22 protein-coding genes are annotated in these 19,681 nt (G+C 61.6%); 10 read left to right on the top strand and 12 right to left on the bottom strand.

The features are described 5' to 3' along the window. Positions 1-59 precede the first annotated feature (59 nt). Both RLCC275e_RS03150 and RLCC275e_RS03145 read right to left on the bottom strand, forming a co-directional pair. Positions 60-815 carry an SURF1 family protein gene (locus RLCC275e_RS03150; RefSeq protein ID WP_033181401.1) on the bottom strand — a complete coding sequence of 252 codons (756 nt, stop codon included), beginning with the start codon at positions 813-815 and terminating at the stop codon, positions 60-62. After that, positions 808-1,188 carry a DUF983 domain-containing protein gene (locus tag RLCC275e_RS03145; RefSeq protein ID WP_033181780.1) on the bottom strand — a complete coding sequence of 127 codons (381 nt, stop codon included), beginning with the start codon at positions 1,186-1,188 and terminating at the stop codon, positions 808-810. The genes RLCC275e_RS03150 and RLCC275e_RS03145 overlap by 8 nt, the downstream gene beginning before the upstream one ends. Before the next feature lie 248 nt (positions 1,189-1,436). On the opposite strand from RLCC275e_RS03145, the gene RLCC275e_RS03140 reads away from it, so the two are divergent. Then, on the top strand, positions 1,437-2,078 hold the full coding sequence (locus tag RLCC275e_RS03140; protein ID WP_033181402.1) for a chloramphenicol phosphotransferase CPT family protein: 642 nt from the start codon (positions 1,437-1,439) through the stop codon (positions 2,076-2,078). A gap of 213 nt (positions 2,079-2,291) precedes the next feature. Here the strand turns inward: RLCC275e_RS03140 and RLCC275e_RS03135 are convergent, their stop codons facing one another. From RLCC275e_RS03135 to coxB, 6 genes are all read right to left on the bottom strand, one after another. Further along, positions 2,292-3,170, bottom strand: a complete 879-nt coding sequence (locus tag RLCC275e_RS03135; protein WP_017993168.1) for a cytochrome c oxidase subunit 3 — start codon at positions 3,168-3,170, stop codon at positions 2,292-2,294. 61 nt (positions 3,171-3,231) lie between these two features. Next, on the bottom strand, positions 3,232-3,840 hold the full coding sequence (locus RLCC275e_RS03130; protein WP_003557078.1) for a cytochrome c oxidase assembly protein: 609 nt from the start codon (positions 3,838-3,840) through the stop codon (positions 3,232-3,234). Beyond that, positions 3,837-3,977: a cytochrome c oxidase system small membrane protein gene (locus RLCC275e_RS03125; protein ID WP_033181403.1), complete on the bottom strand. Its 141-nt coding sequence runs from the start codon at positions 3,975-3,977 to the stop codon at positions 3,837-3,839. Before RLCC275e_RS03125 ends, RLCC275e_RS03130 begins: the two co-directional genes overlap by 4 nt. After that, positions 3,977-4,927 (bottom strand): heme o synthase, encoded by a 951-nt coding sequence (locus RLCC275e_RS03120; protein ID WP_033181781.1) that lies wholly within the window; start codon positions 4,925-4,927, stop codon positions 3,977-3,979. Before RLCC275e_RS03120 ends, RLCC275e_RS03125 begins: the two co-directional genes overlap by 1 nt. A 67-nt stretch (positions 4,928-4,994) precedes the next feature. Continuing rightward, positions 4,995-6,701, bottom strand: a complete 1,707-nt coding sequence (gene ctaD, locus RLCC275e_RS03115; RefSeq protein ID WP_033181404.1) for a cytochrome c oxidase subunit I — start codon at positions 6,699-6,701, stop codon at positions 4,995-4,997. 16 nt (positions 6,702-6,717) lie between these two features. After that, positions 6,718-7,602, bottom strand: a complete 885-nt coding sequence (coxB, locus tag RLCC275e_RS03110) for a cytochrome c oxidase subunit II (RefSeq protein WP_033181405.1) — start codon at positions 7,600-7,602, stop codon at positions 6,718-6,720. 316 nt (positions 7,603-7,918) lie between these two features. Here coxB and RLCC275e_RS03105 point away from each other — a divergent pair, with 316 nt between their 5' ends. The 4 genes from RLCC275e_RS03105 (at position 7,919) to maiA (ending at position 11,580) form a co-directional block, all read left to right on the top strand. Continuing rightward, positions 7,919-8,584 carry an invasion associated locus B family protein gene (locus RLCC275e_RS03105; protein WP_171816925.1) on the top strand — a complete coding sequence of 222 codons (666 nt, stop codon included), beginning with the start codon at positions 7,919-7,921 and terminating at the stop codon, positions 8,582-8,584. A gap of 406 nt (positions 8,585-8,990) precedes the next feature. Beyond that, on the top strand, positions 8,991-10,406 hold the full coding sequence (gene tldD, locus RLCC275e_RS03100; protein ID WP_033181406.1) for a metalloprotease TldD: 1,416 nt from the start codon (positions 8,991-8,993) through the stop codon (positions 10,404-10,406). Between the two features lie 16 nt (positions 10,407-10,422). Next, positions 10,423-10,914, top strand: a complete 492-nt coding sequence (locus tag RLCC275e_RS03095) for a GNAT family N-acetyltransferase (protein WP_033181407.1) — start codon at positions 10,423-10,425, stop codon at positions 10,912-10,914. Positions 10,915-10,935: 21 nt separating this feature from the next. After that, a complete protein-coding gene (gene maiA, locus RLCC275e_RS03090) occupies positions 10,936-11,580 on the top strand; it encodes a maleylacetoacetate isomerase (RefSeq protein ID WP_050516818.1) in 645 nt (214 codons plus the stop codon). A 19-nt stretch (positions 11,581-11,599) separates the two neighbouring features. On the opposite strand, the gene RLCC275e_RS03085 is transcribed toward maiA, so the two are convergent. Then, positions 11,600-11,917: a nucleoside triphosphate pyrophosphohydrolase family protein gene (locus RLCC275e_RS03085; protein ID WP_033181409.1), complete on the bottom strand. Its 318-nt coding sequence runs from the start codon at positions 11,915-11,917 to the stop codon at positions 11,600-11,602. Positions 11,918-12,000: 83 nt separating this feature from the next. Continuing rightward, positions 12,001-13,284 carry a D-alanyl-D-alanine carboxypeptidase family protein gene (locus tag RLCC275e_RS03080; RefSeq protein ID WP_033181410.1) on the bottom strand — a complete coding sequence of 428 codons (1,284 nt, stop codon included), beginning with the start codon at positions 13,282-13,284 and terminating at the stop codon, positions 12,001-12,003. Between the two features lie 250 nt (positions 13,285-13,534). Between RLCC275e_RS03080 and RLCC275e_RS03075 the strand changes: the two genes are divergently transcribed. Then, positions 13,535-14,572 (top strand): polysaccharide deacetylase family protein, encoded by a 1,038-nt coding sequence (locus RLCC275e_RS03075; protein ID WP_033181411.1) that lies wholly within the window; start codon positions 13,535-13,537, stop codon positions 14,570-14,572. A 6-nt stretch (positions 14,573-14,578) separates the two neighbouring features. On the opposite strand, the gene pdxH is transcribed toward RLCC275e_RS03075, so the two are convergent. After that, positions 14,579-15,199 (bottom strand): pyridoxamine 5'-phosphate oxidase, encoded by a 621-nt coding sequence (gene pdxH / locus RLCC275e_RS03070; RefSeq protein WP_033181412.1) that lies wholly within the window; start codon positions 15,197-15,199, stop codon positions 14,579-14,581. A 65-nt stretch (positions 15,200-15,264) separates the two neighbouring features. Between pdxH and RLCC275e_RS03065 the strand changes: the two genes are divergently transcribed. The 4 genes from RLCC275e_RS03065 (at position 15,265) to RLCC275e_RS03050 (ending at position 18,926) form a co-directional block, all read left to right on the top strand. Beyond that, positions 15,265-15,723, top strand: coding sequence for an RT0821/Lpp0805 family surface protein (locus tag RLCC275e_RS03065; protein WP_003557054.1), 459 nt, complete (start codon positions 15,265-15,267; stop codon positions 15,721-15,723). A 266-nt stretch (positions 15,724-15,989) separates the two neighbouring features. After that, the gene (locus RLCC275e_RS03060) at positions 15,990-17,207 is read left to right on the top strand and encodes a J domain-containing protein (RefSeq protein WP_171816926.1); all 1,218 of its coding nucleotides are present in this window, start codon (positions 15,990-15,992) and stop codon (positions 17,205-17,207) included. Positions 17,208-17,328: 121 nt separating this feature from the next. Then, complete coding sequence (gene fabI / locus RLCC275e_RS03055) at positions 17,329-18,147, top strand: enoyl-ACP reductase FabI (RefSeq protein WP_003557050.1); 819 nt, start codon at positions 17,329-17,331, stop codon at positions 18,145-18,147. Between the two features lie 188 nt (positions 18,148-18,335). Continuing rightward, positions 18,336-18,926 (top strand): histidine phosphatase family protein, encoded by a 591-nt coding sequence (locus RLCC275e_RS03050; RefSeq protein WP_033181413.1) that lies wholly within the window; start codon positions 18,336-18,338, stop codon positions 18,924-18,926. Positions 18,927-19,184: 258 nt separating this feature from the next. On the opposite strand, the gene RLCC275e_RS03045 is transcribed toward RLCC275e_RS03050, so the two are convergent. Continuing rightward, positions 19,185-19,445 carry a DUF1344 domain-containing protein gene (locus RLCC275e_RS03045; protein ID WP_033181783.1) on the bottom strand — a complete coding sequence of 87 codons (261 nt, stop codon included), beginning with the start codon at positions 19,443-19,445 and terminating at the stop codon, positions 19,185-19,187. Positions 19,446-19,681 lie beyond the last annotated feature (236 nt).

The raw sequence follows: 19,681 nt of genomic DNA, 5'->3' as shown, positions 1-19,681 counted from the left end.
GTTCCGGGTTGAGAGATTTAGGGACCTCTAGCCCAATATGGTCGAGAATTGAAGTGATACTATTGCTGAGGTGTCTTGGCGCCCTTGCGGAACCAGGAGATCGCCACCACGACGACAAGCACGGCGGCCAGCCCGTACCAGGTGAAAGCATATTGCAGATGGTCGTTCGGCAGATCCACCTGGGTGACGCCGCCGATCGGCAGGCCGGCCGGATTGGGGGCGGAATCGGCATCGACGAAAAAGGGAATGACGCGCGCTTTCTCCAGCCCGACGCTCTCGGCCATGACGTCGAGATCCTTCCAGTAGAAGATGTTCTTGGCGACGTCGTTGTCGGGCACCACCCAGGAGGGCTTGCCGGGAAGCTTTTCACGCGCCAGGCCGGTGACGGTCTGCTGATCCGTCAGTTGGCCCTGCATGCGCGTTTCCGGCTCCTTGTTGTCAAAGGGAACGAAGCCGCGATTGACGAAGAGAATGCGCCCGTCGGCAAGCTCGAGCGGGGTATAGATATAATAGCCGGTCTGGCCGCGCCAGGTGGCGAAGAAGTGCCGCTCCTTGTTGTTGATGTAGCGGCCGGTGGCGCTCACCTTGCGGTATTCGATGTCGCCGCCTGCAGCCGCCATCGCCTCGATGTCGGCAAGCGGCACGGGCCCTGCTGCCTGCCGCGCGGCGATATCGGCGATCAGGCCCTCCTTCCAGTGAAGGCGCTCCACCTGCCAGGTGCCGAGCGAAATCAGGATGGCAAGGGCAATCAGCACCAGGATGCCGGTGAAAACCGGCAGCAGGCGGCGCGGCGCGGCATGGTCGATATCAGTCACTCAGGCGTCCTTCGCGGGCATTATGACGGTATTGCATGGCAATCAGGATGCCCTTGAACCAGCGCAGCGTCAGCAGCGACAGGACGATCGTCAGTGGAGCAAAGAGCAGGATGTGCACCCAGATCGGCGGCCCGTAATTCACCTGCAGCCACAACACCATGCCGATGACGATGAAGCCGACGATGAGGATGACGAAGACGGCGGGGCCGTCACCGGAATCGGCAAAGGAATAATCGAGGCCGCAGGCGGCGCAGCGCGGCTTTACGCCGAGCAGGCCGTCGAACAGCTTGCCCTGGGCGCAGCGCGGGCAGCAGCCCTTGATGCCGGTCTTCACCGGATCGACGGGGGGAAAATGGGCGCTGTCCTCGTTCATGGCATTCCTTCCGGCCATTCCTTCCGGCAGCCTTGGCGGCCGCGGCTTTTTCGATGCTGCCTTAACTCTCCCATAAAGTATTCGCATCCCGAATGGAAATGCCTGCGTGATTTCGTCCCGCTGATAGTTCCTCACATCGGGACCGATGTGAGGAACTATCAGCAATTCAAAGTGTTACAGCGTCCTTGCCGCGTCTGAAAAGTCGCGCGGCGCTCTAATGATTCGCGCCAAACAGAAGAAGAAGACTGATGACTAGAGATAACCATTCCGTGCAGATCATAATCCTGAACGGCGCGCCGCGGAGCGGCAAATCAAGCATCGCGCGCGCAGTGCAGGAACACTTCGAGGGGCTGTGGATCAACCTCGGCGTCGACGGCTACAATGCCATGACACCGAAGCGCTACCTTCCGGGCATCGGACTGCGGCCGGGCGGCGAACGGCCGGACCTGGAGGAACTGGTGCCGTTCCTTTATGCGGCACTCTACGAATCGATCGCCATTCATGCCAGCCTGGGGCTCAATGTCATCGCCGATCTCGGCCACCATGACAGCTATTCGCAGCCGCTCGGCATCCTCGGCGATTGCGCCCGGCGCCTGGAAGACTTTCCCGTGCTGTTCGTCGGCGTGCGCTGTCCGATCGAGACGATCATGGAGCGGCGCGACATTGCCCAGGAAGGGCGCGAGACGCTTTATCTCAGCGCCACGGAGGACGTGCCCGTTCCAGAACCGGTGCAACGCTGGCAGGACGCGGTGCATCGGCCCGGCATCTACGATCTGGAGGTCGATACATCAGTGCTGACGCCGCTCGAATGCGCCGAGGCGATCCGCCATCAGCTGGATCTCGGCATTCCCCAGCCTTCGGCTTTCGAACGGATCGCCGGGGCGCGCTGAGGCGAAAAATGCGGGCACGGGCCAGCCTGAGACTGCGGACGAAGTCGGCCAACTCCTCTTTCGTCATGCTCGGGCTTGTCCCGGGCATCTGCGCCCGGTTGATATGTAGCAGATCCTCGGCACAAGGCCGAGGATGACGCCGAGTAGAGAGCGAGATTTGTGAACAAAAAAAGGCGGGCACCAGGCCCGCCTTTTGCTTGACTATGGTTCCGATCAGCCGGCTGCGACGGGTGCGCCCCAGCCGCCCCAGACGTAGATGCAGAAGAACAGGAACAGCCAGACGACGTCGACGAAGTGCCAGTACCAGGCTGCCGCCTCGAAGCCGAAATGCTGCTTCGGCGTGAAGTCGCCGCGCAGCGCACGGATCAGGCAGACACCCAGGAAGATCGTGCCGACGAGGACGTGGAAACCGTGGAAGCCGGTCGCCATGAAGAAGGTCGCGCCGTAGATTGAATTCTTGAAGGCGAAGGGCGCGTGGGCATATTCATAGGCCTGGACAGTGGAGAACAACACGCCGAGCACCACCGTCAGCGTCAGGCCCTGGATCAGGCCCTTGCGGTCGTTGTGCAGCAGTGCATGGTGGGCCCAGGTGACCGTCGTGCCCGACAGGAGCAGGATGACGGTGTTGTAGATCGGCAGATGCCAGGGATCGAGAACCTCGATGCCCTTCGGTGGCCAGGTGCCGCCTGTATAGAGCAGCCGCGAGGCCTGGATCGCTTCGTTCGGATAGAGGCTGGCGTCGAAATAGGCCCAGAACCAGGCGACGAAGAACATCACTTCCGAAGCGATGAACATGATCATGCCGTAGCGCAGGTGCAGCGAGACGACGCGGGTGTGGGCGCCCTCGTGGGCTTCCTTCACCGTATCGGCCCACCAGCCGTACATGACGTAGAGCACCAGCGCGAAGCCGATGTAGAAGAGCCAGGGATTGGCGAGCTCCGCGCCGGCGACCTTGAACGAACCGCCGTTGAGATAACGCATGTAGCAGACGCCGCCGATCGCCATGATGAAGGCGCCGAGCGAGGCGAGAATCGGCCACGGGCTCGGATCGATGATGTGATAGTCGTGATTCTTCTGGTGAGCATCGGCCATGTCGTTATCCCCGGATGTCTTCCTTCACTCCGCTCCCGGCATAGCCGGAAACGAGCCTTGATCAAAGTTTCTTTTCAATCTTCTCCGCTCCACCCTCATTCGAAGCCACCGGCTTCGGACCCTCTTTCGGGTAGAACGTATATGACAGCGTGACCGTGTGGATATCCCTGGATTCCACGGCCTTGACGATTTCAGGATCGATGTAGAACACAACAGGCATGTCGAGCTTCTCGCCCGGCTTCAGGTCCGTTTCCGTAAAGCAGAAACACTGCACCTTGTTGAAATAGACGCCCGCTTCGCCCGGCGTGACGTTGAAAACCGCCTGGCCGCGCTGGGTTTCGTTCGAACGATTCTCGGCGGTGAAATTCACCTGGATCGTCTCGCCGATCTTCGGATTGACCTCGCGCTGGACCGGCTTGAATTCCCATTGCAGGCCGGGCGCGACATTGGCGTCGAAGGTGACGCGCATCGTGCGGTCGAGCACGACGCTCGACACCTGGTCGACGCGCTGCGTCGTGCCGTTATAGCCGGTCACCTGGCAGAAGATGCGATAAAGCGGCACGGCGGCATAGCTCATCGCGCCCATGCCGAAGACGAAGCTCAGGCACATCATCACGACGGCGCCGTTGTTGCGGCCCTGCCTCTTCGGTGTACCGGCGTTTTCGCTCATCCGGCCATTCCCCCGCCGATCTTCACGATGGTGATCGCGTAAAACAGAACGACGAGGCCGGCAAGCACCAGCCCGAGGGCAACGTTGCGGTTGCGGCGCGACTTGCGTTGCGCTTCCGTGAGCTTGATCAATTCCATTAGAACCAACCTCCCGCATGCGAGACCAGCAGTGAGGCCAGCCGATCGATCATCAAGGCGGAGAACACGGCGAAGAGATAGAAGATCGAGAAGCCGAAGAGCTTCTTCGCCGGGATCATCTTCACATCGCCGTCGGGCATGCGCCAGACGGCGATGGAACAGTATATGAAAATCGCGCCGAGGGCGGCGGCGACGAGGCCATAACCGAGGCTGGCGAAACCGAGGAAAGACGGCAACACCGCACAGACGGCGGTCAGCACCGCATAGGCGACGATCTGATGCTTGGTCACCCGCTCGCCGGCGACGTTCGGCAGCATCGGCACGCCGACGGCCTCGTAGTCGCGCATCTTGAAGAGGGCAAGCGCCCAGAAATGCGCCGGTGTCCACAGGAAGATGATGAGGAAGAGAACGGTGCTCTCGATCGTCACGCTGTTGGTCACGCAAGCCCAGCCGATCATCGGCGGGAAGGCGCCGGCAGCACCGCCGATGACGATGTTCTGCGGCGTCGAGCGCTTCAGCCACATGGTGTAGACGACGGCATAGAAGAAGATGGTGAAGGCGAGGATGCCGGCCGAGAGCCAGTTGACCGCCAGGCCGAGAATCACCAGCGAAAAGCCTGACAGCACCAGGCCGAAGGCGAGCGCCTCGGAAGGCGCGATGCGGCCGGCCGGGATCGGACGGTTGGCGGTGCGGCTCATGATCGCGTCGATATCGGCGTCATACCACATGTTCAGCGCGCCGGAGGCGCCGGCGCCGACGGCGATACAGAGAATGGCGATCAGGCCGAGGACCGGATGGATGTGGCCCGGCGCCAGCACGAGACCGGCAAAAGCAGTGAAGACCACGAGCGACATCACCCGTGGCTTCAGCAATTCGAAATAATCGCGCGCACTCGCTTCCGACAATTCGCCGTCCTTTGCAAGCACCCCGTGATTGTCGATGACCGTCATCATTCCGTCCTGAATGTCTTACCATCAGGACGCCGTATCGAAAGCGGCGTCCTGATGTCCGCGCAAATTACTTGATGCGCGGAAGCTGTTCCCACTGGTGATAGGGCGGCGGCGAAGGCAGCTGCCATTCGAGCGTCGTTGCACCCTCACCCCACGGATTGTCGCCGGCGACGCGCTTCTTGGCGAAGGCTTCGAAGACGCCGTAGAGGAAGATCAGCACACCGAAGGCCGAGATGTAGGAGCCGATCGAGGAAACATAGTTCCAGCCGGCAAAGGCATCCGGATAATCGATGTAGCGGCGCGGCATGCCGGCGAGACCGAGGAAGTGCTGCGGGAAGAACACCAGGTTGACGCCGATGAACATGATCCAGAAATGCAGCTTGCCGACCAGCTCGTTGTACATGTAGCCGGTCATCTTCGGGAACCAGTAGTACCAGCCGGCGAAGATCGCGAAGACGGCGCCGAGCGACAGAACGTAGTGGAAGTGGGCCACGACGTAATAGGTGTCATGCAGCGAGCGGTCGAGACCGGCATTGGCAAGCTGGACGCCGGTGACGCCGCCGACCGTGAACAGGAAGATGAAGCCGATCGCCCAGAGCATCGGCGTGCGGAACGAGATCGAGCCGCCCCACATCGTCGCGATCCAGGAGAAGATCTTCACGCCCGTCGGAACGGCGATGACCATCGTCGCGAAGACGAAGTAGCGCTGTGCGTCGAGCGACAGGCCGACCGTGTACATGTGGTGGGCCCAGACGACGAAGCCGACGGCGCCGATCGCGACCATGGCGTAGGCCATGCCGAGGTAGCCGAAGATCGGCTTCTTCGAGAAGGTCGAGATGATGTGGCTGACCATGCCGAAGCCCGGCAGGATGAGGATGTAGACCTCTGGGTGACCGAAGAACCAGAACAGGTGCTGGTAAAGGATCGGGTCGCCGCCGCCTTCCGGAGAGAAGAAGGAGGTACCGAAGTTGCGGTCGGTGAGCAGCATGGTGATGCCGCCTGCCAGAACCGGCAGCGACAGCAGCAGCAGGAAGGCGGTGATCAGCACGGACCAGGCAAACAGCGGCATCTTGTGCAGCGTCATGCCGGGAGCGCGCATGTTGAGGATCGTGGTGATGAAGTTGATCGCACCGAGGATCGACGAGGCGCCGGCAATGTGGAGGGCGAAGATCGCAAGATCGACCGCCGGTCCCGGCGTGCCGGTCGTGGCCAGCGGCGGATACATCGTCCAGCCGCCGCCCGTGCCATAAGCGCCTGCCGGGCCTTCGACGAACATCGACAGCAGCAGCAGCGCGAAGGCGGGAACGATCAGCCAGAAGGAGATGTTGTTCAGACGCGGGAAAGCCATGTCGGGCGCGCCGATCATGATCGGCACCATCCAGTTGGCAAAGCCACCGATCATCGCCGGCATGACCATGAAGAAGATCATGATCAGCGCGTGCGCTGTCGTGAACATGTTGAACATCTGCTTGGCGCCGTCGATCGCGGCATCGCCCTCATAGCCGTAGACCATCGAGGCCAGGCCGTGGAAGATCTGGATGCCAGGCTCCTGCAACTCCATGCGCATGGCGACCGACAGCGCGCCGCCGATGATGCCGGCGATGATCGCGAAGATCAGGTAGAGCGTGCCGATGTCCTTGTGGTTGGTCGAGAACAGCCAGCGATTGGCAAAGCTCGGCTTGTGCCCGTGATCGTGGTGGTCGTGATCATCATGCGCGTGGTCATGATGGGCGTGATCATGAGAATGATCGTCGTGAGCGGAAGGTCCAGCCATTGTCCCGATCCCCTTATTACTGTGCTTCGGCGACGTCGAGGGTCTTTGCGGGACCATCGGTTGCGGCCATGAGTGTCTTGTAGGCGCCGGGCAGGTCGCTGGCGGCTGCGCTCAGCCACTGCTTGTACTTGTCCTCGGAGACGACGCGGATGGCGATCGGCATGAACGCATGGTCCTTGCCGCAGAGCTCGGAACACTGGCCGTAGAACAGGCCTTCGCGTTCGGCCCGGAACCAGGTCTCGTTCAGGCGGCCCGGCACGGCATCGATCTTGACGCCGAAGGAAGGCATGGCGAAGGCGTGGATGACGTCGGTCGGCGCAGAGGTCACGAGAACGCGGACCGTCTTGTTGACCGGCAGGACCAGTTCGTTGTCGACAGCGAGAAGTCTGGGATAGATCGACTTGTCTTCCTTGCCGGCGGCCGCGCGGTCCGTATCCTTCAGCAGGTAGGAATCGAAAGCCAGCGGGTTTTCGCCCGAACCTTCATATTCGTAGTTCCACTGCCACTGGGTGGCGGTCGCCTTGATCGTGACGTCGGGGTTTTCCGGCAGCGTCAGCTGCGCCGTCAAAAGGTTGAACGAAGGAATGGCGAGAAGAAGAAGCACCAGGACCGGCCCCACGGTCCAGGCAATCTCGATCAGCGTGTTGTGGCTCGTCTTCGAGGGAACCGGGTTCGCGCTGGCGCGGAACTTGAAACAGACGACGATGAGCAGGGCCAGAACAAACAGCGTGATCGGAACGATAAACCACAGGGTATATTGTTCGAACCAGTGGATTTCCCGCATGATCGGCGTTGCCGCCGGCTGCAGCGTTGCCTGCCACGGCATGGGCTGGTCGGCATATGTGCCGGAAGCAAAAAGCAGACAGACCAGCGTGGTCAGGGCTGCATAAGCCTTCTTCATCACCTTATTATCTCCCTCGAGCGCTTGACCTGCAAAATAGAACGCAGAATCCTTGCCATCTTCAGCGCTTCAAACCACAGTTTGGCATTTGCCGCAACAGGTCAGAGCAATTGTCTATGCGGCATTTTTGCTCAAAGCATAGGCAGGTCAGAACGGCAAAACATCCCAAGTTTTTCATCAGCATATGAAAAATCGGCTTTCCGGCCAATCCGCGCGCGACACATTATTTCGGAAAGGTCCAATTTCCGCCGCAGTCCCCCGGTTTTCACGGGGTGGGGCTTTTCATTTTTGGTGGGCAGCTTCAACAATAGCCGCAATGATTCGATATCCAGAGGTTTCCATGGGTTTCCGTTCCCTCGCGCAGTCGCTTCTCCTGACTGCCAGCATCGCGGCCGCAGCGACGACGCCCGTTTTCGCACAGCAGCCCACGCCGTCGCAGGCCAAGCCGCCGGCTTCCGCGCCGGCGCCGACCCCTGCTCCGGCGCCGCAACAGCCGAGCGCCGCCAAACCGAATGTCGAACAGGTGACACCCGGCCAGACGCAGCCGCCGGCGCCCGGCACGGTAAAGTCCAATCATGGCGCATGGTCCGTCGTCTGCGACAAGCCGGCAGGGGCTTCGACCGAACAATGCGCGCTGATGCAAAATGTCATCGCCGAGGATCGGCCGGAGGTCGGGCTTTCCGTCGTCGTGCTGAAGACGGCCGACCGTAAGTCGAAGATTCTGCGCGTGCTGGCGCCACTCGGCGTGCTGCTGCCGAACGGCCTCGGGCTCAATGTCGACGGCAAGGATATCGGCCGTGCCTATTTCGTCCGCTGCTTTGCCGATGGCTGCTACGCCGAAGTCGTGCTCGAGGACGAGCTGCTCAAGACCTTCCGCAGCGGCGCCCAGGCAACCTTCATCGTCTTCCAGACCCCGGAAGAAGGCATCGGCATCCCCGTCGACCTCAAGGGCTTTGCGGAAGGTTTCGACGCCCTGCCGTGAGGTCAATTGGCAGCTTCCGTGGGTCCGCCCCTCATCCGCCTGCCGTCACCTTCTCCCCGTAAACGGGGCGAAGGGGCATAACGCAACCTCTCCGTTCTCCACTCACCTCGCGCAAGGCACGTCCCCTCGCCCCGTTTTTACGGGGGTCCGGAGGACGGGTCGAGACGGGTGGCTCGACCCCGGTAAGGTTAGGGTGAGGGGCAATTGTTTGCTCGCCATCTCGAACAAATCGGCTTCCAAGCTGAATATGTAAAAAAGCCGCGTCGCCACACAGCGCAAAGCGATGGGAACGCTCACATCCCTTAAAAAAAAGAATAATTCGACGGCGGGGCTTCACTCCTTATTATGTGGAGTCCTATCTAGGGAGTAAGTTTACTCCTGAACGCATGCCCATTGGAGCCATACCATGACCACCGATCTCCTGACGCTTTTCGATGCCGATGAAGCGACGATGCGCAAGCACGTGGCCGAGGCCCTGTCCGGCTCCGATGATGGCGAACTGTTCATCGAGCATGCGCAGGCGGAAGCGCTGACCTTCGACAATGGCAGGCTGAAGGGCGGCAGCTTCAACACCGAACAGGGTTTCGGCTTGCGTGCCGTTGCCGGCGAAGCGGTCGGCTATGCCCATGCCGGCGACCTCTCGGTCGCGGCGCTGAAGCGGGCGGCCGATGCCGTCGGCGCGGTGACGCGCGGCTATTCCGGCTCCTATGCGGCCGCACCCCAGGGCACCAACAAGAAATTCTACAGCGACGAGAACCCGATCGGCCAGCCGAACTTCGAGGAGAAGGTCAAGGTCCTGCAGGACATCGACGCCTATCTGAGAGGCAAGGATGACAAGGTGCGCCAGGTGACGGCCTCGGTCGCCGCAAGCTGGCAGGTCGTCGATATCCTGCGCGCCGACGGACACCGTGTGCGCGACATCAGGCCGATGACGCGCATCAACATTTCGGTGATGGTCGGCGAAGGTGATCGGCAGGAGAGCGGCTCCTACGGCCACGGCGGGCGCATCGGCTTCGGCGATTTCATCGCCGAAGGCAGCTGGCAATACGGCGCCGACGAGGCGCTGCGCCAGGCGCTCGTCAATCTCGAGGCGATTGATGCGCCGGCGGGCACGATGGACGTCGTTCTCGGCTCCGGCTGGCCGGGCGTGATGCTGCACGAGGCCGTCGGCCACGGGCTGGAAGGCGATTTCAACCGCAAGAAGACCTCGGCCTTTTCAGGCCTTCTCGGCCAGATGGTCGCCGCTCCCGGCGTCACCGTCGTCGATGACGGCACGATCGACAATCGCCGCGGCTCGATCACCATCGATGACGAGGGCACGCCGTCTGCCTACAACGTGCTGATCGAAAACGGCAAGCTCGTCGGCTATATGCAGGATCGACAGAATGCCCGGCTGATGGGCATGGCGCCGACCGGCAATGGCCGCCGCCAGGGCTATTCCCATGTGCCGATGCCGCGCATGACCAACACCTATATGCTCGGCGGCGACAAGACGCCCGAGGAGATCATCGCCTCGGTGAAGAAGGGCATCTATGCCGTCTCCTTCGGCGGCGGCCAGGTTGATATCACCTCCGGCAAGTTCGTCTTCGGCTGCACCGAGGCCTATCTGATCGAGAACGGCAAGGTCGGCGCGCCGATCAAGGGCGCGATGCTGATCGGCAACGGTCCGGATGCGATGAAGCGGGTGTCGATGATCGGCAACGACATGAAGCTCGATACCGGCATCGGCAATTGCGGCAAGGCCGGCCAATGGGTTCCGGTCGGCGTCGGCCAGCCGCATCTGCGCATGGATCAGGTAACGGTCGGCGGCACGCAGACCTGAGGCGAAAGGACCCGTCATGGCGGACGTCGAAATCAGAACCTTCACCGCCGATGACGCCGATGCCGTGCTTTCGGTGATCCTGCCGATCCAGCGCGAGGAATTCGGCATCGACATCACCGTGGATGCGCAGCCGGATCTCCGGGTCATCCCGGATTTTTATCAGTCCGGCAAGGGGCAGTTCTGGGTCGCCGTCAAGGATGGCGCTATCGTCGGCACGGTCGGGCTCAAGGATATAGGCAACAACCAGGCGGCGCTGCGCAAGATGTTCGTCGCTGCTGCGGTTCGCGGCCATGAGCATGGCGTGGCGGCGCGGCTCCTCGATCGCCTGTTTGCCCATGCCAGGGATGCCGGCCTGACCGATATCTTCCTCGGCACAACCGACAAGTTCGTCGCCGCCCATCGCTTCTACGAGAAGAACGGCTTTGCCGAGATTGCCAAGAGCGCCCTGCCCCGCGCCTTTCCGCTGATGGCGGTGGACAGCAAATTCTACCGCTATAAGGTCGGGTGACTCGATTTCGGGAAGGTCATGATGCGGCTGATTTCGCGATGGCAGAATTCGGCGGGGGAACGGGTGCGGATCGCGCTCAACCTCAAGGGTATTGCCTACCGCTATGTGCCTGCGAGCTCGCTGGAGCCCGGCGAGTATCGCCGGCTCAATCCGCAAGGGCTACTGCCAGCGCTCGATATCGGCGGCCATATCGTGCCGCAATCGTCAGCCATCCTCGCTTATATCGAAGAAACCTATCCCGATCCGAGCCTTCTGCCCGATGACCCCGCGTTGCGCGCAGAGGCGAGAGGTTTTGCCGCCCATATCGCGTCGGAGATGCACGCTTTGACCGTCCAGCGTGTCCGGCAGTTCCTGCGCGACGAGCTCGGCGGCGGCGAGGCGGAGGTGAAGCGCTGGCTGCAGCATTGGCTGGGGCTCGGCTTTGCAGCGCTCGAAGAGACGCTTGCGCAGCGTCGAAGCCCGTCGCCCTTCTGTTTCGGCGAGCGTCCGGGCTTAGCCGATCTGCATCTCATCCCGCAGATGAGCAATGCCCGCCGTCTCGGCCATGATCTCTTAGCCTACCCGCTGCTGCTTGCGGTCGAGCAGCGGTGTGTGACGCTCGACGCCTTCCGATCAGCAAGGCCGGAAGCGCAGCCGGATTTTCCGAAGACGGATAGCCCTGCCTAAACCATTGGGCGGTATTGCATCAGCTCTTCGACGTCAGCGCCGGCTGGAACCGCCACTTCCGTTCGATGGCCGCGGCAAGGTCGATATCGTTGCGGCGGGCAAAGAGCAGGATGTGGCCGAGCAGGTCGGCTGTTTCGTCGGCGAGATCGCGGTCGAGTTCTTCCGGCGTCCGGTTCCTGCGGCGCCCGCGGCCGGTCAGGCGGTTCCAGGCCTGGGTGAGCTCACCCACCTCCTCCTGCAGCTTCAGCAAAAACCAGTCGGGGTCACGCTCGATGCCATTGGCCGCGGCATAGGCCGCGGATGAGGTTTCGAACTGATCGGCGAGACGGCGTAGCATGGACGTTCTCCTTTTGTTTATGGAGGAGACGCTGATTCCCAACAATTGTCCAGAACGGGATTGCCCAGAGTGCCGGGCGGCGATCAGCCGCGATCCGGCAGCAACATGCAGTCATAGGAGCGCTGCTTCAGCGCATCGCAGGCCGAGACGGCGGCATCCTTGCTGGCGAAGCCGACGAAGCGGGCGCGATAGATCTTGTTGGCCCCCTGCCCGACCGCCTCGGTATAGGGCGAAGCGGACACGAGCGGTGCGCCGGCTTCAGACTTTGCCTGGGCAAGAAGCGCACGCGCCGCATCGGCGCTGGGAGCGGCCGAGATCTGGATCTGCCAATCGCCATTGGTCTTCTCTGCTGATGTCTTCGGCGTCTTGCCGGCGTTCAGGATCTCGTCCATCGCGACCGGACGCTCCAGCGGCACGACGGCGTCATCGGCATAGGCCAGGCTCTTGGCTGCGAGATCGTCGACCTGGCGCGGTGCGTTGAATGGCACCGGGACATCGGAAGCCTCAGCGGCGGACGCGATTTCGACGGGCTCCTTGGCGCCGACGCTCGCCACCAGCTTTGCGCCGCCGGAAGATGAAGCACGGCCGAGATATCGGTCGAGTAAACCAGCCATCTTGTCGTCGCGGCTGCGGGCGGTGCGACCGCCAAGCACGACGCCGACCACGCGGCGGTTGCCGTCCCTGACGGCGCTGACGAGGTTGAAGCCGGAGGCGTTGGTATATCCCGTCTTGATGCCGTCCATGCCCTGGTAGCGGTACATGAGATTGTTGTGACCGCGCACCGTCCAGCCGCGGAAATTGAAACTGGCCGTCGAAAACAGCCGGTATTCGTTCGGATAATTCTTCATCAGCGCGATGGCGAGCGTCGACATGTCCCGCGCCGTCGTCACCTGACGGCCGTCCGGCAGGCCGGAGGCGTTGACGAAGACGGTGCGGCTCATGCCGAGCTGGCGGGCCTTGGCCGTCATCACCCGGGCAAAGCCGCTTTCCGAGCCGGCGAGCTTTTCGCCCATGGCGGAGGCGGCATCATTGGCGGATTTGACGATCATGCCATAGACCGCCTCGCGCACGGTGATCGTGCCGCCCGCCTTGACGCCAAGCTTGGTCGGCGGCCGGGAGGCGGCGTATTTCGACATCTTGATCGGGGTATCCCAGGCGATCTTGCCGCGTTTCAACGCCTCGAAGGTGAGGTAGAGCGTCATCATCTTCGTCAGCGAGGCCGGATGGTTCAGCGTATCGGCGTTTTCAGCGGCGAGAACCTTGCCGGTCCGGGCATCGAGGATCAGCGAAGCGTTGCCGGCAAGAGCCGCAAGAGGCGCCGAAACGGCAAGCGTTACGGTCAAAACAGCCGCCCAAAGCTTTCTCATGCACTTCCCCTCATATGCTGGCCCCTCATGCGCAGGCCCTTCATGCATTGGCCCGCGATAGGATCGGCGTTTGTCCCGTATTGTGACAGAAGCCGTAAGTTTGGCGCGACTTTGAGGCAACGCCTATCATTTTTCTAGTCTTTTCATCGTTTTGGTTAACAGGAAATCAAAGACCTGTGCTGAACCGGGATTCAGCAAGGCTTAAGTCGCACTTGCTAGTTTCCGGAAAAGGCAGGGGACGGGGCACCGCATGACGGGACAATTCAAGCGATTGGGCAAGCGACTGGCGATCGGCGCCGGGCTCGAGTTTTCCTGGCTGCTTGCCTCGGCCGGGCTAATGCGCGAAGCACGCGGGCGCGGCGTCGTCTTCACGCTGCATCATGTCCGCCCACACGTGGCCGAAGCCTTCGAGCCGAATGCACATCTCGAAATCACCCCGCGGTTTCTCGACGTGGCGCTGCGGCGGCTGCGGCGGGAGGGCTACCGCTTCGTGCCGCTCGATCAGGTGCCGGCGCTGCTGGCGGAGCCGGAGGGTGGACCGCCATTCGCGGCCTTCACGCTCGACGACGGATACAACAACAATCTGGAACATGCGCTGCCGGTGTTCGAGCGGCATCAGGCACCGTTCACGGTATTCGTCGCCAAGGGTTTTGCCGAGGGCTCCCACAGCATCTGGTGGGAGACGCTGGCGATCCTCTTGCGCCAGGTGCCGGAAATCCGCTTCGATCTCGGCCGCGGCATGGAGCGCGTGGTGCTCGACAGCCCGCAACAGCAATGGCATGCCTTCGAGCGCTTTGCCGCCTATATCCATGGCTCCGACGAGGCGCGCGCCGTCGCCGCCATCGATCTGCTGGCGCGGGATAACGGCATCGAGCCGACGGATATTGTGCGCGACCTCGTGATGGGACCCGGCGAATTGCAATGGCTGGCGGCACATCCGCTCGCAACGCTCGGCGCCCATACGATCAGCCATCGGGCGCTCGCCCGGCTGCCGGAAGCCGAAGCGCGAATTGAAATGCAGGCTTCGGCGGATTACCTCGAAGCGGTGACCGGTATCCGTCCCGAGACGATCGCCTATCCTTACGGCACGCCGGCGGCTGCGACCGCCCGCGAGGCGCGCATCGCTCGCAATCTCGGCTTTACCCTTGCGGTCACCACGCAGCCCGGGTTGCCGGCAGCGAAGCTGACCGGCTATCTCCCGCGCATCTCGCTCAACGGCTTCTACCAGAAGCGACGCTACGTCTCGGCTCTCGCCTCCGGCATACCGCTGAAGCTGATGGGCCGGTAGAGCCCGTCACGGATACATCCGCACCTTGTCCCATTCACCTTCCGGTGATGGCCGGCGGAATTCGACACGGTCATGCAGACGGAATTTCTGGTCCTTCCAGAATTCGATCGAGGTCGGCCGGATGCGGAAGCCCGACCAGTGGGCGGGGCGCGGAATCTCGCCGATGGCATAACGCGCGGTATATTCGGCCACGGCCTTTTCCAGCGCGAAACGGCTTTCGAGCGGACGCGATTGTTTAGAAGCCCAGGCACCGATGCGGCTGCCGCGCGCCCGCGTCTTGAAATAGTCGTCCGCTTCAGCATCGGTGACGATCTCGACGGAGCCGCGCAGCCTCACCTGGCGGCGCAGGCTTTTCCAGTGAAAACACATGGCAGCCTTTTTCTGGCCAAGAATTTCGCGGCCTTTCTGGCTCTCGAAATTGGTGTAAAAGACGAAACCGTCATCGTCGAATCCCTTCAGGAGAACCATGCGGACATTGGGAAGACCATCCTCATCGACCGTTGCCAGCGCCACCGCATTGGGGTCGTTGGGCTCGGAAGCCTCGGCTTCTTTCAGCCATTCGGCAAAGAGCTTGAAGGGTTCGCCACTTTCGGTAAAGTCACCGCTTGTTAACTCGTTTGCCGACATATTGGTTCAAATGCCCCGGATTATTCAAAACTCGCCCAGCTTTTGATAACTGGACAGGATGCAGGGTGGAAGTCATAACAAAGTCATCTCGCCATACAAAGGGCCTGCGGCGACGCAGCCGCGCGTTCTTCGTCATCGGCACCGCGATGTTGTCGCTTTCCGGCTGCGTTGGCGGCGGTATGGATTTCTTGAGTGACGCCAAGGTCGACCGGTCGGTGGCCACCGGCACCGTGCCGCAGACGCCGCCGAGCACCGACACGCTTTCCGACGAGATGACCGTGCGCAACGCCGTGACCTCGGCCGACGTGCAAAGGCTCGAGGGCCAGCCGCTTCCCTGGGCGAACGCATCGACCGGCAGTGCCGGCGTCATCGATACCATCGTCGAGAACAACGAGTCCGGCCAGGTCTGCCGCCAGTTCCGCACGACGCGGCATTCCTATGTCGGCATCGCCAAATTCTACGGCAAGACCTGCCTCGTCGGCGGCGGCAACTGGCAGCTTCTGAGCTTCCAGCCCGAGAGCTGACCCTCCCAAACTATTACAACGTCCCTTTGCGCGTTCGAAAAGACGCGCAGCGCCGTCGCCAACAGGTTAACGCGCGACCGCTTTCTGCCGAATGCTTAGCAAAGAGCTAACCATTTACCGCGAAACACACCACATCTCTGCCCAGAAATAACAAGTGATTAGCAACTCGGCCCGCAGGATCGGCGTTGAGAGTGGCTGTTCCTGCCTTTGTGGCGGGTGGCGGCACAGACGTTTTATTGGACGGGGATGCCGGGCAAGGACGAGGCTTGCCGCATCGCAACACCGGCGGTTTTAACATGCGCGATCCTTATAAAATTCTGGGCGTCAAGCGCGACGCGGCAGTAGACGAGATCAAGGCGGCTTGGCGCAACATGGCCAAATCAGCCCATCCCGACCACAATCAGGACGATCCGACGGCGACGGCCCGGTTCGCCGAGATCGGCCGCGCCTATGAAACGCTGAAAGACCCGCGCAAACGCAGCCTGTTCGACAATGCCCTGCGGATGGCCGAAGCCAAGAAACACGAACAGACGATCATGCAGCAGCGCCAGGCCGCTCGCGAGGCGGCCGTGCGCGCCAAGGCGGCGCAGGCCAATGCTGAGCGCGTGATGGAAGAATTGGCGCGCGCCGCCCAGAAGGCGGCTGCCGAGGGCAACAGGCAACAGGCAGGTTCCGGTGAGGCCGCCGACGAGATGGTGGATCGCATTTTCGGCGCCCAGGCCCGGGCTGCGGCCGGCGGCCAGGCGCAGGCTCGCGCCCAGCAGGCGCAATACCAGCAGGCCCAAAATCAGCAGACCCAAAACGCCCAGGGCGACACCGGCAGGCGCATGGATGGCGATGCCGCCGAGGCCGAGGTCAAGGGCGACGAGGAAACGGGGGAAGCCGGGCCAAATGCCGCCGCCAACCTGTCGCTGCCGCTCACCATCCTGACAAACCTGGTGCGCCGTTTCACCGGCGCCAAGGATACCGGCCTTGAGAAAGCACCGGATGAGGTGACGACGGCGACGGTGACGATCGACGACGTGTTGAAGAGCGGCTGGATCACCGCGGCACTGCCGGAGGGCCGCGAAATCGGCTTCGCCTTGCCGGCAGGCACGACCGACGGCCACGAGATCAGGCTCAAGGGACAGGGCTTCAAACTGCCGGGCATGCAGCGCGGCGACGCCGTCATCAACATTCGCATTGCGCCCGATCCGCGCTTCACCGTCGACGGTTTCGATCTGCACGCCGTGCTGCCGCTCAGCATCGAAAATGCCGTGCTCGGCACCGAGGCGCGCATCGAAGGACCGAGCGGGCCGCTTAACGTGACGATCCCGGCATGGTCCGGCTCGGACAAGACGATTAGGATTCCTGGCCAGGGATTGCCCCGCGAAGAGGGCGGCAGAGGCGATCTGGTCGTCGAATTGCGCATTATCTTGTGGGAAAAACCCGACGACAAAGTCACCGATCTCATGCGGAGCATGCGCGAAGGCCTGTTCCTATGAAATTTTTATGACATTCGCACCCTTTATTACGATCCCTAACAGTTGATGATCCCGGCCAAGCTTGAACCGATTAACGGCCTATGCCATAGGCAGGATCGATCAGAATCCTAGGGAGCGAAATATGGCTCAAGCATCCGGCCTCATGGCAGGCAAACGCGGCGTCATCATGGGTGTCGCCAACAATCGTTCGATTGCGTGGGGTATTGCCAAGGCCATTCATGCGCAGGGCGGAGAAGTCGCGTTCACTTACCAGGGCGATGCGCTGAAGAAGCGCGTCGAGCCGCTCGCCGCCGAAATCGGCGCGACGCTCGTCGGCCACTGTGACGTCGCCGACGAGGCCACCATCGATGAAGTTTTCGCAAACGTCGAAAAGCTCTGGGGTAAGATCGATTTCCTCGTGCATGCGATCGGCTTTTCCGACAAGGACGAGTTGACCGGCCGCTACGTCGACACCTCGGCCGACAATTTCACCAAGACGATGCAGATCTCCGTCTATTCCTTCACCTCGGTCGCACGCCGCGCCGAGAAGCTGATGACGGATGGCGGCGCCATGCTGACGCTGACCTACTACGGCGCCGAAAAGGTGATGCCGAACTATAACGTCATGGGTGTCGCCAAGGCCGCGCTCGAAGCCAGCGTCAAGTATCTCGCCGTCGACCTCGGGCCACAGAACATCCGCGTCAATGCCGTCTCGGCCGGACCGATCAAGACGCTTGCCGCCTCAGGCATCGGCGATTTCCGCTATATTCTGAAGTGGAACGAATATAACGCGCCGCTGCGCCGTACCGTCACCATCGAGGAAGTTGGCGATGTCGGCCTCTATCTCCTGTCGGACCTGTCGCGCTCCGTCACCGGCGAAGTGCACCATGCCGACAGCGGCTATCATGTCATCGGCATGAAGGCGGTCGACGCGCCCGACATTTCCGTCATCAAGGACTAGTGGTCCGATTCCGACATTTGCATCGATTGCAGCACCCTCGAGAGCAAATGTCGGAATCTTGAGGACCACTAGCAACTATATGATTCTAGTGGAATTTTCGAATTTGACATTTGAGTTGAGAGCGCGCTGCAAGCGGGACTCAAATGTCAAATTCATTCCACTAGAGCATTTCGAGCGGAGCTGAGACCGTGCTTATCTACGTGATCAGACACGGCCAGACCGCCTGGAATGCCGAGCGCCGCCTGCAGGGTCAGAAAGATATCCCGATGAATGCCACGGGCCTGGAGCAGGCCCGGCAGAACGGCATCGCGCTTGCCGGGATCCTCGGCGACACGGTCGACCAATTCGATTTCGTCGCAAGCCCGCTCCAGCGCACGCGCGCGACAATGGAAATCATGCGCACTGCCATGGGCTTGCTGCCGCTCGCCTATCGCACCGATCCGAGGCTGGTGGAAATTTCCTTCGGCGACTGGGAGGGCTCGACGCTCAAGGAGCTGAAGGCGACGCAGCGCGAGCGGGTGGCGGAACGCAATGCCTCTAAATGGGATTTCATCCCGCCCGGCGATGATGCGGAAAGCTATGAAATCCTCTCCTGGCGCACCGGCTCTTGGCTGAACTCCGTCGATCGTCCGACGGTTTGCGTCACCCATGGCGGCGTCATCCGCACGCTTTTCCAGACGATCGCCGACCTGCCGAAAAGCACGGCTGCGGAAGGCGCGATCCCGCAGGACCGGATCATCAGGATCGAAACCACGGAGCGGACGATCGCCTGGCTGTAAGGATTGCAGGGCGCTCGGTTGAGTTGGGACACGAGCGAGTTGTCGGCCAATGAGATTGCCGAGACCTGCCCCTCATCCGGCTGCCGCCACTTTTGCCTGGGTCGAGCCACGGGTCTCGACCCGTCCTTCGGACCCCCGCTCGCGGGGCGAAGGGACCATGCCGCGACCTCTCCGTTCCCCGCCGATATCTCGCATGGCACGTCCCCTCTCCCCGTTTTTACGGGGAGAGGGTTAGGGTGAGGGGCATCTATCCGCTGCCTATTTGACGATGTCGAGATCGTTGATGACGCGTTTGCCGTCGACCTCGGTATAGAAGACGATCACCTTCACGCCGGCTTCGAGGCCGTCGAAATTGAATTCCTCGGGCGCCTGATAGGTCTTGCCATCATCGAGCGTCAGCACGAGGTTGGCGGTGTCGACCTTCTTGATCGTCGCCTCAATATCGGCGCTCTCGGCAAAACCGCTCATCGGTGACAGGAAACTTGCTGTTGCCAAAAGCGTGGCGACGACGAAACGCATGGCGACAATCCTTTTGAAACGCTGCACGACAAGCTGCACGGAAAAATGACTGGCCACAGATAAGCTCCTGAATATGGCGAAAATTGCCCGTAAGAATGGCTTTTCCCGCCCAATTGATGAATAGGATTTTAAATATAATCAAGATGCCGCGTTAACCCGCGGTTTTTCCCTTCACACGATTTTTCGGCATCGCCGGCGGGCAATCGTAAATTAACCCGCGCGTCCTACAGTTGCTC

This window comes from Rhizobium brockwellii, assembly GCF_000769405.2.
GTDB lineage: Bacteria > Pseudomonadota > Alphaproteobacteria > Rhizobiales > Rhizobiaceae > Rhizobium > Rhizobium brockwellii.
The sequence above is the reverse complement of the archived record's forward strand: the minus strand, read 5'-3'. Positions and strand labels throughout refer to the sequence as shown.

Bases quoted from the DNA above. Each gene is read 5' to 3' on its own strand.
- RLCC275e_RS03145 (WP_033181780.1), bottom strand. From the start codon at position 1,188: ATGAACGAGGACAGCGCCCATTTTCCCCCCGTCGATCCGGTGAAGACC.
- RLCC275e_RS03140 (WP_033181402.1), top strand. From the start codon at position 1,437: ATGACTAGAGATAACCATTCCGTGCAGATCATAATCCTGAACGGCGCG.
- RLCC275e_RS03135 (WP_017993168.1), bottom strand. From the start codon at position 3,170: ATGGCCGATGCTCACCAGAAGAATCACGACTATCACATCATCGATCCG.
- RLCC275e_RS03130 (WP_003557078.1), bottom strand. From the start codon at position 3,840: ATGAGCGAAAACGCCGGTACACCGAAGAGGCAGGGCCGCAACAACGGC.
- RLCC275e_RS03125 (WP_033181403.1), bottom strand. From the start codon at position 3,977: ATGGAATTGATCAAGCTCACGGAAGCGCAACGCAAGTCGCGCCGCAAC.
- RLCC275e_RS03120 (WP_033181781.1), bottom strand. From the start codon at position 4,927: ATGACGGTCATCGACAATCACGGGGTGCTTGCAAAGGACGGCGAATTG.
- ctaD (WP_033181404.1), bottom strand. From the start codon at position 6,701: ATGGCTGGACCTTCCGCTCACGACGATCATTCTCATGATCACGCCCAT.
- coxB (WP_033181405.1), bottom strand. From the start codon at position 7,602: ATGAAGAAGGCTTATGCAGCCCTGACCACGCTGGTCTGTCTGCTTTTT.
- RLCC275e_RS03105 (WP_171816925.1), top strand. From the start codon at position 7,919: ATGATTCGATATCCAGAGGTTTCCATGGGTTTCCGTTCCCTCGCGCAG.
- tldD (WP_033181406.1), top strand. From the start codon at position 8,991: ATGACCACCGATCTCCTGACGCTTTTCGATGCCGATGAAGCGACGATG.
- RLCC275e_RS03095 (WP_033181407.1), top strand. From the start codon at position 10,423: ATGGCGGACGTCGAAATCAGAACCTTCACCGCCGATGACGCCGATGCC.
- maiA (WP_050516818.1), top strand. From the start codon at position 10,936: ATGCGGCTGATTTCGCGATGGCAGAATTCGGCGGGGGAACGGGTGCGG.
- RLCC275e_RS03085 (WP_033181409.1), bottom strand. From the start codon at position 11,917: ATGCTACGCCGTCTCGCCGATCAGTTCGAAACCTCATCCGCGGCCTAT.
- RLCC275e_RS03080 (WP_033181410.1), bottom strand. From the start codon at position 13,284: ATGAGAAAGCTTTGGGCGGCTGTTTTGACCGTAACGCTTGCCGTTTCG.
- RLCC275e_RS03075 (WP_033181411.1), top strand. From the start codon at position 13,535: ATGACGGGACAATTCAAGCGATTGGGCAAGCGACTGGCGATCGGCGCC.
- pdxH (WP_033181412.1), bottom strand. From the start codon at position 15,199: ATGTCGGCAAACGAGTTAACAAGCGGTGACTTTACCGAAAGTGGCGAA.
- fabI (WP_003557050.1), top strand. From the start codon at position 17,329: ATGGCTCAAGCATCCGGCCTCATGGCAGGCAAACGCGGCGTCATCATG.
- RLCC275e_RS03045 (WP_033181783.1), bottom strand. From the start codon at position 19,445: ATGCGTTTCGTCGTCGCCACGCTTTTGGCAACAGCAAGTTTCCTGTCA.